Genomic DNA, 13,390 nt, shown 5'->3' with positions numbered 1-13,390 from the left:
TAAATCCACGCATCCGCGGAATTGGGATAGCGTGGGGGCATGAAAATTCTGGTCACAGGTGGCACCGGGTACATCGGTTCGCACACAGTCTTGTCCCTGCAGGAAGCCGGCCACGATGTGGTGGTGATCGATAACCTGGTGAACTCCAGCGAGGAGTCACTGCGCCGGGTTGCCGAACTTAGCGGCAAGACCGCCGAATTCCACAACGTGGACCTGGTGGACGAAGCCGCAGTGGAAGGCGTCTTTGCCGCCCACACGATCGACGCCGTGATCCACTTTGCCGGGCTCAAGGCCGTGGGCGAGTCGGTCCGCGAACCGCTCAAGTACTACTACAACAACCTTGTGGGCACGCTGAACCTGATCCGGGTGATGGACCGCCACGACGTCCGCTCCATCGTGTTCAGCTCCTCCGCCACCGTGTACGGCGAGCACAATCCCATCCCCTATGTGGAAAAGATGGAGATCGGCGCCAACAACCCCTACGGCCGCACCAAGGAACAGATCGAGGACATCCTCGCCGATCTGGGCGCTGCTGACACGCGTTGGCACATTGCCCTGCTGCGCTACTTCAATCCGGTGGGCGCGCACCCGTCAGGCCGCATCGGCGAGGACCCCCAGGGCATCCCCAACAACCTGGTGCCCTTCATCGCCCAGGTGGCCGTGGGACGCCGCGACAAGCTCATGGTGTTCGGCGGTGACTACGACACCCCGGACGGCACCTGCCTGCGGGACTACATCCACGTCGTCGACCTCGCCGAAGGCCACGTGGCAGCCCTCAACCACGTGGCGGACCGCTCAGGCGTCTACCGCTGGAACCTTGGCTCCGGGAAGGGCTCCTCCGTGCTGGAGGTCCTGCGGTCCTTCGAGAAGGCCGTGGGCCAGCCCATCCCCTACGAGATCACAGGACGCCGCGCGGGCGACCTCCCGGCCTTCTGGGCCGACGCCACCTCCGCCCTGGCCGACCTGAGCTGGTCCACCACGAAGACCGTGGACCAGATGTGCGAGGACCACTGGCGCTGGCAGAAGAACAACCCCCTGGGTTACACGTCATAAACAGCAACTGAACAGCAACGCGGGGTCACTTACTGCCCGATCCGAAGGGAAAATCAGGCAGTAAGTGACCCCGCGTTGCAGTTGCCGGTAACGTACGACGGCGGCCGGTCACCTTCGTGGAGAAGGTGACCGGCCGCCGTCGTACTGCCGATGAGCCGGTGGGGATTAGCGGACCGGGTAGTCGCGCTCGGGCTCGCCGATGTACAGCTGGCGCGGGCGGCCGATCTTGGTGTTCGGGTCGCTGATCATTTCACGCCACTGGGCGATCCAGCCCGGCAGGCGGCCGATCGCGAACAGCACGGTGAACATCTTCTCCGGGAAGCCCATGGCCTTGTAAATCAGGCCGGTGTAGAAGTCCACGTTCGGGTAGAGCTTGCGCTGGATGAAGTAGTCATCGTTCAGCGCCTTCTCTTCGAGGCGCATGGCGATCTCGAGCAGTTCGTCGTTGCCGCCGAGCTTGGTGAGGATTTCGTGGGCCGTGGCCTTGACGATCTTGGCGCGCGGATCGTAGTTCTTGTAGACGCGGTGTCCGAAGCCCATAAGGCGGACGCCGTCTTCCTTGTTCTTGACCTTCTCCATGTAGTCCTCCGGCTTGGTGCCGTCGGCCTGGATCTGGCGGAGCATCTTGAGCACTGCCTCGTTGGCGCCGCCGTGGGCGGGACCGAAGAGTGCGTTGATGCCGGCAGACACCGAGGCGAAGAGGTTGGCGTTGGAGGAGCCCACCAGGCGCACCGTGGAGGTGGAACAGTTCTGCTCGTGGTCAGCGTGCAGGATGAGGAGAAGGTCCAGCGCCTTGGCGATGACCGGGTCCACTTCGTACTGCTCGGCCGGCAGGCCGAAGCTGAGGCGGAGGAAGTTCTCCACGAGGTTGTGGGAGTTGTCGGGGTAGAGCATGGGCTGGCCGATGCTCTTCTTCAGGGCGTAGGCTGCGATGACCGGCATCTTGGCCAGCAGCCGGTACGTGGAGACTTCTACCTGCTCAGCGTTGAACGGATCCAGCGAGTCCTGGTAGAACGTGGACAGCGCCGACACGGCCGAAGAGAGCACAGGCATCGGGTGGGCATCACGCGGGAAGCCGCTGAAGAAGCCCTTGAGCTCTTCGTGCAGCAGCGTGTGGTGACGGATACGCTGGTCGAAGGCTTCCAGCTCCGTGGGTGTCGGCAGGTTGCCGTAGATCAGCAGGTAGGACACCTCAAGGAAGCTGGAGTGCTGCGCCAGCTGTTCGATGGGGTACCCGCGGTAACGCAGGATGCCGGCATCGCCGTCGATGTAGGTAATTGCGGACGTGGTTGCTGCGGTGTTCATGAAGCCGGGGTCAAAGGTGACTGCGCCCGTCTGCTTGAGCAGCTTGGAAACGTCGTAGCCTTCGTTTCCTTCAACAACCTGGATGCGCGGGAGCTTGAGCTCGCCTCCTGCATGGTGCAGGGTTGCGCTGTTGGTCTCAGTCATGGAGTCCCCTTCATGAGGCGCGAGGGCCTCTGTCGAAAGCTTGATCCAACATCCGGTGAGCCGTGGCAGTGACCCTGTTCATCCAGGAATCCAATACCCGGGCTGCCTTCTTGTAGAAAGCCACCATTGATAGTCACTTAAAAAGTACCGTCCGATTGCGGGTGTCACTAATCGGAGGCGTGCGAAACCCCCGTAAAATGCCGCCTTTGTGGCGCGAGTCACATGATTGTTACGGCGTCGTGGCCAGTCTGGCCACGGCGGCGTCAATCCGTTCATCAGTGCCCGTCAATGCGACACGCACAAACCCGTTGCCGGCTTCGCCGTAAAAGACGCCTGGCCCCACCACGATGCCTCGCTCAGCAAGCCGGGCCACGGTGTCCCAGGTGCTCTCTCCGGCGGTGGACCAAAGGTACAGTCCGGCGTCGGAATCCTTGATCTCCAGCCCGAAGCCCTGCAAAGCCGGGACCAGGCGCTCCCGGCGTCCGCGGTAGAGGTCCTTCTGGGCCTGGACGTGGGTGTCCTCGCCCACCGCAACGCGCATTGCTTCCTGCACCGGGTAGGGGACGATCATGCCGGCATGCTTACGGCTGTTGACGAGGTTGGCCATGATGGCCGGGTCACCGGCCACAAACGCTGCGCGGTAACCTGCCACGTTGGACTGCTTGCTCAGCGAGTACACGGCCAGGAGGCCCTCGTGGGACCCTCCGGAAACGCGCGGATCCAGGATACTGGGCACGGGCTCGCCGCCGCGCTGTGCGTCCCACGCGCCCCACCCGAGTTCGGCGTAGCACTCGTCCGAGGCCACCACGGCGCCCAGTTCGCGGGCCTGCGCCACAAGCGCTTTGAGGGACTCAACATCCCTGACGCTTCCGGTGGGGTTGCCCGGGGAGTTTACCCAGATCAGCCGCACGCGTGCGCGGGTGGCATTGTCCAACTCGTCGAGGTGGTCCGTAGCGACGGAGGTGACGCCGGCGAAAGTAGCCCCGATGTCATAGGTGGGGTAGGCAACCTTGGGGCGGACGACGACGTCGCCCGGCTTCAGCCCGAGCAGGAGCGGCAGCCACGCCACCAGTTCCTTGGAGCCGACGGTGGGCATAATGTTCTTAGGGTCCAGGCCGGGGACGCCGCGGCGCCGCTCGAACCACGCCGCAATGGCTTCCCGCAACGGAACGGTGCCGTGGACCGTGGGGTATCCCGGGGCGTCCGCGGCGGCCCTGAGGGCATCCTGGATCACAGCGGGAGTGGGGTCCACAGGCGTGCCGATCGACAGGTTCACTGCCCCGCCAGGGTGCTCAGAGGCTTTGGCCAGGTACGGTGCCATGGCCTCCCACGGGTAGTCGGGCAGGCTCAGGCCAAAGCCGTTCACGGCAGCGGTCAACGCGATGCCCGGCTCAGTGGTCTTGGTTCTGCGGCGGCAGGGCGGCGATCATCGGGTGATCCTTGCCCGTGTTGCCCACCTTGGCGGCGCCACCGGGCGAGCCCAGGTCATCGAAGAATTCGACGTTGGCCTTGTAGTAGTCAGCCCACTCTTCGGGGGTGTCATCCTCGTAATAGATGGCTTCCACCGGGCACACCGGCTCGCAGGCACCACAGTCGACACACTCATCGGGGTGGATATACAAGGAACGCTCACCCTCATAGATGCAGTCAACGGGGCATTCCTCGATACATGCCTTGTCCTTGACATCTACACACGGCTGCGCGATTACGTACGTCACGTCCCTTGCCTCTCCACGATATTTCCCGGCAGTGGCCGGCACTTGAATCCGGCACCGGCCGGACTATTGACTTCTGAGCCTATTATCTCCCAGCCCGTCCACGCGAACCTAGCCGGCCGCCTTAGTATGAACTGGTGAGTCCCGCCCAGCCTACGCCCCGAGAATTTCTGGCCACCGCCGCGCCCGGAACACGGGTTGTAGTGCGTTACCGGATTGACGGCGGCCTGACGGACGCCCTGGGGCATCTGGTGGCCACTGACGACGGCGGCTGCACAGTCCGCACGCGGAAGGCCGACGTCGTGATCCCCTTGGACCTGGTGGTGGCTGCCAAGGAAGTGCCGCCGGCGCCCGAGCGGCGCCCAGCCCGCGTCCGCAACTGAAACTCCCCTGACACAAGAGAAACTGCCGGCATGACGGCGGGGTTCCCGCCTGCCGTGCCGGCAGTTTCTGTGATGTGCTATTTAGGACTAGGCCTTGGCGCGTGCCCGTGTGGACTTGGCGCGTTCGCTGGCGTCCAGGATGAGCTTCCGGATACGGATGGACTCCGGGGTCACCTCAACGCACTCGTCTTCGCGGGCGAATTCCAAGGATTCTTCCAGAGTCAGGTTGCGCGGCGGCGTCATGTTCTCGAAGGTGTCCGAGGACGCTGCACGCATGTTGGTGAGCTGCTTTTCCCTGGTGATGTTCACGTCCATGTCATCGGCGCGTGAGTTCTCGCCAACGATCATGCCTTCGTAGACCTCGGAGGTGGGCTGCACGAAGAATGACATGCGTTCCTGGAGCTTGATCATCGCGAACGGGGTGACCACGCCAGAGCGGTCGGCCACGATCGAACCGTTGGTGCGGTACTCGATGGGGCCGGCCCACGGCTCGTAGCCCTCGGCGATGGAGGAAGCAATGCCGGCACCGCGGGTGTCGGTGAGGAACTTGGTGCGGAAGCCGATCAGGCCACGGGCCGGAACGATGAACTCCATGCGGCACCAGCCGGTGCCGTGGTTGGCCATGTTGGTCATGCGGCCCTTGCGGGCTGCCATCAGCTGGGTGACGGCACCGAGGTACTCTTCCGGCACGTCGATGGTCATGTGTTCCATCGGCTCGTGGATCTTGCCGTCGACGGTTTTGGTGACAACCTGCGGCTTGCCGACAGTCAGTTCGAAGCCTTCACGTCGCATCTGCTCAACCAGGATGGCCAGCGCGAGCTCGCCACGGCCCTGGACTTCCCAGGCGTCGGGACGCTCGGTGGGGAGAACCTTGATGGAGACGTTACCGATCAGTTCCTTGTCCAGGCGGTCCTTGACCTGGCGGGCCGTGACCTTGGCGCCCTTGACCCGGCCGGCCAGCGGCGAGGTGTTGATACCGATGGTCATGGAGATGGCGGGATCGTCCACGGTGATCAGCGGCAGCGGCTGCGGGTTGTCGACGTCGGTGAGGGTCTCACCAATGGTGATTTCCTCGATACCGGCAACGGCGACGATTTCGCCCGGACCTGCAGACTCGGTGGGAACACGGTCCAGTGCCTTGGTGGCCAGCAGTTCGGTGATCTTGACGTTCTTGAGCTCTCCGTTGGCGCGGGCCCAGGCAACGGTCTGGCCCTTGCGCAGGGTGCCGTTGTAGATGCGCAGCAACGCGAGGCGGCCCAGGAACGGGGAGGCGTCCAGGTTGGTCACGTGTGCCTGGAGGACACCGTTCGGGTTGTACGTCGGGGCCGGGATGTGCTCGATGATGGTCTTGAACAGCGGCTCAAGGTCTTCGTTGTCCGGAGCGGAGCCGTCGGCGGGCTGGTCCAGGGAGGCGCGGCCCACCCTCGCTGCTGCGTAGACAACCGGAACTTCAAGGATCTTGTCGAGGTCCAGGTCCGGAACTTCGTCGGCGAGGTCCGAGGCGAGGCCCAGGAGGAGGTCCATCGACTCGTGGACAACTTCCTCGATGCGGGCGTCGGGGCGGTCGGTCTTGTTGACGAGGAGGATCACCGGCAGGTGCGCGGCCAGGGCCTTGCGCAGCACGAAGCGGGTCTGGGGCAGAGGGCCCTCGGATGCGTCCACGAGGAGTACAACGCCGTCCACCATGGACAGGCCGCGCTCTACTTCGCCACCGAAGTCGGCGTGGCCGGGGGTGTCGATGACGTTGATGGTGATGGTTTCACCGTTGGAGGACGGTCCGTTGTAGGCCACGGTGGTGTTCTTGGCCAGGATGGTGATGCCCTTTTCGCGTTCCAGGTCACCGGAGTCCATGACGCGGTCTTCAAGGTGGTTGTGTTCGGCAAAGGAGTTGGTCTGCTTGAGCATGGCGTCGACCAGAGTGGTCTTGCCGTGGTCAACGTGGGCCACGATCGCGACGTTGCGGAGGTCACTGCGCGATGCAGTGGCTACCGCGGTGTTGGTGGTGGTTTCAGACATGCGTGATTGCTCGATTCAGTGGTGAAGTCAGCTGTTGTTTCGCGACATTTCCAACCGGAACGCACGACGGATTAGCCCAATAACACAGGGCTCCTTCCCTCATTCTAAACGCTGAGCCTATTGTTGGCCTAAAAATCTCGGATCGGCCCAGTCCGGCCGGTGGGTAATTCCGGCGCGCCGCGGCCCAAAGAGTGACCAAGCTCACTGGATTTTTGTGACTTGATGCTCCATCATTGCTGTGGTAACCACAGCAAGCCCGGAGAATCCCTGATGCGAAAAGCCTCGGCTCTGACCCGCTTTGTCGCCTCTGGAATCGCGGTAGCCGCGCTTCTGGGCGGCTGCGGACAGACCCCAGCAGCAACACCGGACTCCGGCCTGCCATCCCCGGCGCAGGCGGCCGCGGCCGGCGCATACCAGGCCCGCGGCGGCGATCCGATCAGCCTGCCTGACGGTTCTGTGTACCGGAACCCGGCCAGCGGGCGTGACGAGGTGGTGGTGCCGGACATGCGGCACACTGCCCTCCTGATCGGCGATTCCCAATCCGAACCTGCTGACGGGTGGCCGCGTCTTGGCCTTGCCGCCGTTGGCTACAAGGTCCACTTCTGCGGGCTCGGCGGCACGGGATTCGTGGCGTCCAACGGCAAGACGGGCAACTACATCGACGCCTTGCAGCGCGGCGACTGGAAACTGCCGTACGGGACGCCCGCGCTGATCGTCATCCAGGGCGGCGGCAACGACGCCGCGCACGGCGCCACCGATGCCCAGATTGTGGCCAACGCCGACCGCCTGATCGGGGCACTCCGGGAACGCTATCCAGGCGCCAGGATGGCCATGATCGGCACCCTGGCCCGCGGCGCCAACTACGGTGGCGGGCGCAGGACCCAGGTGGACGCGCTGCTGGGCACGGTGTCCGCCAGGAACGGCATACCCTTTGTGGGCGTGGGCGACTGGCTGTCGAAGTACAACCTCGCGAAGAACCTGGCAGATGCCGTCCACATGGATGCCGCTGGGCGCAGGTCACTGGGCGGGCTGCTTGGATCCAGGCTTAGGCAGCTGGGGCTCGAGGGCCCACCGCTGGACGGAACCGCCCCGGTGGCGGCTTCCCCAGCGGACTGAACAGACTTTTAGCGGGCGGAACTCGCCCTTGGCGCGCTGAACAGACCGTTAAGCAATGGAGCCGTTAGAACGGAATGGAGCCGGCGCCCTGAAGGCACCGGCTCCATCCTTAACCCAGGATACTGCGGCCGGATCAGGCCACTTCGGGCGGAAGCATCAGCTTCGCACCGGGAATGGCATTGAGCAGCGCCTTCGTGTACTCCTGCTGCGGAGACTCGAAGACGTCGTCCGTGGAACCGGTCTCCACCAGCTTGCCCTTTTCCATCACACAGACGTGGTCGGCAATCTGCCGCACCACAGCCAGGTCATGGGTGATAAAGAGGTAGGTCAGCCCGAGGTTGGCCTGCAGGTCCGCGAGCAGGTTCAGCACCTGCGCCTGGACCAGTACGTCCAGCGCGGACACGGCTTCGTCGCAGATGATCACTTCCGGATCCAGTGCTAGCGCACGGGCAATGGCAACGCGCTGGCGCTGGCCGCCGGAGAGCTCGTTCGGGAACCGCTGCATGCTTGATTGCGGCAGCGCCACATGGTCGAGCAGCTCCCGGACCTTCTTCTCCCGGCTCGCTTTGTCGCCGATCCTATGGACGCGCAGCGGCTCCTCGATTGTACGGAAGATGTTGTACATCGGGTCCAACGAGCCGTAAGGATCCTGGAAGATGGGCTGCACCCGCCGCCGGAATTTGAACAGTTCCGACGCTTTCAGCAGCGAGGTGTCGACGCCGTCGAAAAGAATCTTTCCATCGGTCGGCTTTTCGAGCTGCAGCACCATTTTTGCCACGGTGGACTTGCCCGAGCCGGACTCCCCCACAATCGCAGTAGTGGTTCCCCTCGCGACGCCGAAGCTGACCCCGTCCACGGCTGCGAAATCCGTCGACTTCCCCAGCCCTTGCCGCAGCTTGTATACCTTGCGCAAGTCCCTGATCTCCAGGACATGGTCCGCGGCAGCCGCCTCCGCATCAGGGGCGAGAAGATCAGACGCTTCCACGCCCTGTTCCTTGGCGACCTGGATCCTTCGGCTCGCCAGTGAAGGCGCAGACTCAACCAGCCGTTTGGTGTATGGATGCTGCGGATTCTGGAGCAATGCCAGCGAAGGCCCGGCCTCCACCACTTGCCCCCGGTACATCACCACAACCTTGTCCGCACGCTCGGCTGCCAGTCCCAGGTCATGGGTGATCAGCAGCACAGCCGTGCCCAACTCCGTGGTCATGGTGTCCAGGTGATCTAGGATCTGCCGCTGGACCGTGACATCCAGTGCCGACGTCGGCTCATCCGCGATCAGGAGACGCGGCTGGCAGGAGAGTCCGATGGCAATGAGGGCGCGCTGGCGCATACCGCCTGAAAACTCATGCGGGTACTGTTTGGCGCGCCGGTGGGCATCCGGAAGTCCCGCCTGAGCCAGTACCTTTGCGATGTCGTCCGGACCACTGGGGCGGCCGTTCGCGCGGAGGGTCTCCTTGACCTGATAGCCGATCTTCCAGACCGGATTCAGGTTGGACATCGGGTCCTGCGGAACCATGCCGATGGTATTGCCGCGGAGCTCGATCATCCGTTTCTCGGTGGCATGGGCGATGTCTTCACCGTCGAGCAGGATCTGTCCGCCGGACACCGCACCATTGGTGGGCAGGAGGCCGATGGCGGCCAATGCTGTGGTGGATTTGCCGGAGCCGGACTCCCCCACGATGGCCACTGTCTCCCCGGGCATGATGGTCAGGTGGGCGTTGCGGACTGCCTGAACCTCGCCAGTGCTGGTCTTGAACGTGATGGCAAGGTCGCGGATTTCCAGAAGGGGACTGGTTCCTGAATACCCTGCCTCGTCGACGCGAACGTCGGGAATCGTCATCTTTTCGCCTCTCATCGCTGCCGGCTCTTCGGGTCAAGGGCGTCACGCACGGCGTCGCCCAGCATGATGAAGCTGAGCACTGTAATGGACAGGGCAGCAGCCGGGTAAAGCATGATTTCCGGCTTCGTCCGAATGGACGACTGCGCACCCGCAATGTCATTGCCCCAGGACATGATGCTTTGCGGCAAGCCAATACCAAGGAAGGACAGCGTAGCCTCCAGCACAATGAAGATGCCCAGGTCCAAAGTTGCCAGAACAATGATCGGGGCCAGGGCGTTCGGCAGGACGTGGCGCAAGAGTGCCCCAACCTTCGACACGCCCAAAGCGCGGGCGGCTGTGACAAAATCAGCATTTCGGACCTCGATGACCGCGCCGCGCGCCATGCGTGCCATTTGAGGCCACGCCAGCAAGGCAATAATCACCACCACAGTCCATACGCTCTTGTTCTCCCGGAAGGCGGGTAACTGGGTAATGACCAGAGCGCCAAGGACCAAAGGCAAGGCGAAGAAGATATCACCGAGCCGAGCCAGGACCGAATCTACCCAGCCGCCGTAGTATCCCGCGATCGCACCAATCGTCACGCCGATGATCACGACGCAGAGCACAGACAGGACGCCAACCGAGAGCGAAGCCTGCGTTCCGTGGACCACCCTCGAATAGATGTCGCACCCCTGGAACGTAAACCCGAATGGGTGCCCGGGCGCTGGACCGGCCTCGGAATTGCCTAGTTGGCAGTCATCGTTCGGCGGCACCGTCGACAGGAGGCTGGGGAACAAGGCGATGATGATCAAAGCCAGAATCAACAGCGACGAAATGATGAACAACGGACGACGGCGAAGCTTGCGCCAGGCGTCAGCCCAAAGGCTCAGTGGTGCCTGATCCGTCTTCAGGGCATCTGTTGCCTGCAGCGGCGTCTCATCTATGGGTGCAACAAAATGGGTATCTCTACTGGTCATAACGAATCCTCGGGTCCAGCCAGGCGTACAGGAGATCAACGAGCAGGTTGGCGACCACAAACACCAGCACCAGCACGCTGACTATAGAAACAATGGTGGGGCCCTCACTCCGCAAAGTGGCCTGGAAAAGCTTGTTGCCCACGCCCGGAACATTGAAGATGGCTTCCGTGACAATCGCGCCGCCCATCAGACCGCCAAGGTCTGCGCCTAGGAACGTTACGACGGGGATCAGGGAGTTGCGCAGGATGTGCGCCACCACAACGCGGGGCCGGGAAAGACCCTTCGCGGTAGCTGTCCGCACGTAGTCGGCATTCATGCTCTCGCTGACCGATGCCCGCGTCAGCCGGAGCACGTAGGCAAACGACACCAGGCCCAGAACCGTTGCCGGCAGCAGTAAATTGCCCCAATCGGCGTTGGCGCCGACGGTCGGCTTGGCCCAGCCCAATTGAACTCCGAAGACCAACTGGAAAGCAAAGCCGAGAACGAAGGTGGGAACCGCGATGACAACCAGCGAGGCCACCAGCACGGTGGAGTCAAACCAGCCACCACGACGCAGCCCGGCAAAGACGCCGAAACCCACGCCGAATACCGTTTGGATAGCCAGCGCCTCTATTGCCAACATGGCTGTCACTGGAAAGACCCTCGCTAACGAGGCCGCAATTGGCTGGCCCGTGAAGTCGTTGCCCAGGTTGAAGGTGAAAATATTCTGGAGGAAAAGTCCGTACTGGACCCAGAAGGGTTCATCCAGGTGGTACTGGCTGCGCAGTGTATCGATGACGGCCTGTGGTGGTTGGCGGTCGCCGAATAGTGCTGCAATAGGGTCACCCGGCAGGGCGAACACCATGTAGTAGACCAAAAGAGTGGTGCCAATGAAGACGGGGATTGCCTGAAGGAGCCGGCGAAGGATAAAGCGGACCACCGGATCACCAGCCTTCCGGATGCGAAGAGAAGTGTTTCATTTGTGCCTTCCTGCCGAGCAGGACAATGGGGGCCCGGCTTTTGACCGGACCCCCATACGCCTGGCGGCAAGTTAGATCCTGGAGACTACTTGGCCGTGATGTTGTAGTAGAGGATTCCGCCATTCCAGCCGGTTTCGGCCTTCACAACGTTTTCGCTCCACACGATCGGCTTTGCCTGGTCCCAGAGCGGCAGTCCGGGAAGGTCCTCGAAGAGAACTTCCTGGGCCTCGTTGAACTTGGCATTCGCCTCATCCGTAGTCTTCGCGGCAAGCCCTTCCTGGAGGAGCTTGTCGAACTCAGGGTTCGAGTACTTCTCGTAGTTGGAGGATGCGCCCGTTGCCCAGACCGGTCCGAGGAAGTTGTAGAGCGACGGGTAGTCACCCTGCCAGCCGGCGCGGCTCAGGCCCGGGAGGGACTGGGACTTGCGAAGGTTCAGCACTTCAGCGAACTTGGCAAAAGGCTGGATTTCGGCCTGGATGCCGAGGTTGTTCTTGAAGCCGTTGGCAACGGCGTCAATCCATTCCTTGTTGCCACCATCAGTGTTGGAGGCAATCTGCAGCGGCTTGGAATTGTCGTACGGCTGGATCTTGTCAGCCTGGGCCCACAGGTCCTTGGCCTTCGCGGCGTCAAACTTCAGGATTTCGCTGCCCTTGAGGCCTTCCTTGAATCCGTCGATAACGGGCGGTGCGAAGGCCTTGGCCGGGGTGCGGGTTCCGTTGAAGACCACCTTGGCGATCTCTTCGCGGTTGATGGCGTAGGACAGTGCCTGGCGGCGCAGCTTTCCGGCTTCACCCTGGAAGTTCGGGTTGTAACCCGGGATGTTCAGTGTGGAGTTGGTGGCCACCGGCTTCGTGGCGTTCCTGTCCTGGAAGTCTGAGACGTAGGTCTTCAGTGCGTTGGACGGCAGTACATCCGAGATGTCCAGGTTGTTGGCCTGAAGATCCGTGTATGCGGGGCCCGGATCGGTGTAGAACTTGAAGGTCACGCCACCGTTCTTCGATTCGCGCGGACCGCTGTAGTCAGCGTTCTTGACGAGGGAGATCGACTGGTCATGTACCCAGGAGCCGGTCTTTTCGAACTTGTACGGACCATTGCCTACGGGGTTTTCGCCGAAGGTCTTTGGATCCGCCAAAGCAGCGGACGGCAGCGGGAAGAACGCCGAGTAACCGAGGCGCAGCGACCAGTCAGCTTCCGGCTGAGCCAGCTTCACCGTGAGGGTCGAATCATCCGTGGCCGTCAGGCCGGACATTGTCTCGGCGGTGGGCGCCGGAGTGGTGGTGGTCTTGCCATCAGCCGCCTTTTCGGTGGTCACGGCCGAGACATCTGCATAGCCCGCGATGGACTCGAAGAAGAATCCGTTGTTCTGCAGGTTCTTGGAGTTCGCTGCGAAGTTCCAGGAATCAACGAACGTCTTGGCGGTGATCGCTTCACCGTTCGTGAACTTCTGGCCCTGCTTGACCTTGATGGTCCAGTTCTGGGCGTCAGGGGACTCAATGGACTCTGCCAGGGCGTTGACCGGCTTGCCGTCAGCATCGTAGCTCCGCAGGCCTTCGAAGAGCAGCTCGACAACGCGGCCGCCGTAAACTTCATTCGTATTTGCCGGCAGCAACGGGTTCTGTGGTTCGTTGCTGTACGCGGTGATCACCTTGTTGGGATCGCCGGCCGACTGGCTGGCACCGTCATTGCTGCCGCCTCCAGCGCCGCAGCCTGTCAGGGCAAGGGCAGCGATCGCCACCATGCCGAGTGCTTTGGAAGTGCGCGTGAAACGCATTCCGCCTCCTATGAGTTGTGGGAGATATTCAGGGGAAATCTTTTGCTCCCCGGCAGGCCGATCACAGGTTCTCACTGTGACGTGGCCTACATATACGAGTAGCCTAACCGCACAAAGTCCAAATACTGGTAC

Annotated in this window: 11 protein-coding genes; 3 read left to right on the top strand and 8 right to left on the bottom strand. The window is 62.5% G+C overall.

Translation table 11 applies throughout. From position 1 onward, the window contains the following. Positions 1-39 precede the first annotated feature (39 nt). The gene (gene galE, locus V6M49_RS14950) at positions 40-1,053 is read left to right on the top strand and encodes a UDP-glucose 4-epimerase GalE (RefSeq protein WP_104062128.1); all 1,014 of its coding nucleotides are present in this window, start codon (positions 40-42) and stop codon (positions 1,051-1,053) included. Positions 1,054-1,218: 165 nt separating this feature from the next. On the opposite strand, the gene V6M49_RS14945 is transcribed toward galE, so the two are convergent. From V6M49_RS14945 to fdxA, 3 genes are all read right to left on the bottom strand, one after another. After that, positions 1,219-2,502: a citrate synthase gene (locus V6M49_RS14945; protein WP_104062127.1), complete on the bottom strand. Its 1,284-nt coding sequence runs from the start codon at positions 2,500-2,502 to the stop codon at positions 1,219-1,221. A gap of 229 nt (positions 2,503-2,731) precedes the next feature. Next, positions 2,732-3,880, bottom strand: coding sequence for a succinyldiaminopimelate transaminase (gene dapC, locus V6M49_RS14940; protein ID WP_332761738.1), 1,149 nt, complete (start codon positions 3,878-3,880; stop codon positions 2,732-2,734). A 13-nt stretch (positions 3,881-3,893) separates the two neighbouring features. Beyond that, complete coding sequence (fdxA, locus tag V6M49_RS14935; protein ID WP_026265673.1) at positions 3,894-4,220, bottom strand: ferredoxin; 327 nt, start codon at positions 4,218-4,220, stop codon at positions 3,894-3,896. Positions 4,221-4,354: 134 nt separating this feature from the next. On the opposite strand from fdxA, the gene V6M49_RS14930 reads away from it, so the two are divergent. Then, positions 4,355-4,600 (top strand): putative acetyltransferase, encoded by a 246-nt coding sequence (locus V6M49_RS14930; protein ID WP_248759736.1) that lies wholly within the window; start codon positions 4,355-4,357, stop codon positions 4,598-4,600. Between the two features lie 87 nt (positions 4,601-4,687). Here the strand turns inward: V6M49_RS14930 and typA are convergent, their stop codons facing one another. Further along, positions 4,688-6,616, bottom strand: coding sequence for a translational GTPase TypA (gene typA / locus V6M49_RS14925; RefSeq protein ID WP_104062125.1), 1,929 nt, complete (start codon positions 6,614-6,616; stop codon positions 4,688-4,690). A 270-nt stretch (positions 6,617-6,886) separates the two neighbouring features. Between typA and V6M49_RS14920 the strand changes: the two genes are divergently transcribed. Beyond that, the gene (locus V6M49_RS14920; protein WP_332761728.1) at positions 6,887-7,732 is read left to right on the top strand and encodes an SGNH/GDSL hydrolase family protein; all 846 of its coding nucleotides are present in this window, start codon (positions 6,887-6,889) and stop codon (positions 7,730-7,732) included. A 133-nt stretch (positions 7,733-7,865) separates the two neighbouring features. Here V6M49_RS14920 and V6M49_RS14915 read toward each other — a convergent pair whose 3' ends face one another. The 4 genes from V6M49_RS14915 to V6M49_RS14900 form a co-directional block, all read right to left on the bottom strand. Then, positions 7,866-9,572 carry an ABC transporter ATP-binding protein gene (locus V6M49_RS14915; RefSeq protein ID WP_332761726.1) on the bottom strand — a complete coding sequence of 569 codons (1,707 nt, stop codon included), beginning with the start codon at positions 9,570-9,572 and terminating at the stop codon, positions 7,866-7,868. Positions 9,573-9,583: 11 nt separating this feature from the next. Further along, positions 9,584-10,528 (bottom strand): ABC transporter permease, encoded by a 945-nt coding sequence (locus V6M49_RS14910; RefSeq protein ID WP_332761724.1) that lies wholly within the window; start codon positions 10,526-10,528, stop codon positions 9,584-9,586. Next, positions 10,518-11,447, bottom strand: coding sequence for an ABC transporter permease (locus tag V6M49_RS14905; RefSeq protein WP_332761722.1), 930 nt, complete (start codon positions 11,445-11,447; stop codon positions 10,518-10,520). Before V6M49_RS14905 ends, V6M49_RS14910 begins: the two co-directional genes overlap by 11 nt. Before the next feature lie 125 nt (positions 11,448-11,572). Next, positions 11,573-13,258 (bottom strand): peptide ABC transporter substrate-binding protein, encoded by a 1,686-nt coding sequence (locus V6M49_RS14900; RefSeq protein ID WP_332761720.1) that lies wholly within the window; start codon positions 13,256-13,258, stop codon positions 11,573-11,575. Positions 13,259-13,390: the final 132 nt, after the last annotated feature.

Source organism: Pseudarthrobacter sp. (genome assembly GCF_036675385.1).
In the GTDB taxonomy this organism is placed as follows: Bacteria; Actinomycetota; Actinomycetes; order Actinomycetales; family Micrococcaceae; genus Arthrobacter.
Note: the sequence above shows the minus strand (reverse complement) of the source record. Positions and strands in the feature narration are given on the sequence as shown.